This window comes from Bradyrhizobium uaiense (genome assembly GCF_010811875.1).
Taxonomy (GTDB): domain Bacteria; phylum Pseudomonadota; class Alphaproteobacteria; order Rhizobiales; family Xanthobacteraceae; genus Bradyrhizobium; species Bradyrhizobium uaiense.
The window spans coordinates 1-243 of record NZ_VKHP01001001.1 but is presented as its reverse complement, the minus strand read 5'-3'; the positions used below and the strand labels follow the sequence as shown (position 1 = coordinate 243).

Genomic DNA, 243 nt, shown 5'->3' with positions numbered 1-243 from the left:
GATTGTTAGGGCCGGGCCTGATCGTGAACGGCTTGTTCGATTTGACGCCCTTGAACTTGTATTTGGGATTGTAGCGATAGGTCGGGTTCTTGTTGACCGCCGTCACCTTCAACGTGCCGGTCGGCGTGGTGTGGATCAACCTCTCGGGGGAAGGCTACGGCATTCACGGCACCGGCAATCCCGGCCTGGTCTCCAAGGCGGCATCCCATGGCTGTGTCCGGCTCACGAACTGGGATGCGCTGC

The 243-nt window shown here is 60.1% G+C and carries 1 pseudogene; it reads left to right on the top strand.

Features of this window, described 5'->3' with window-relative positions:
- Positions 1–110: 110 nt before the first annotated feature.
- Positions 111–243, top strand: a pseudogene (locus FNJ47_RS48510) (L,D-transpeptidase); the annotation flags it as partial.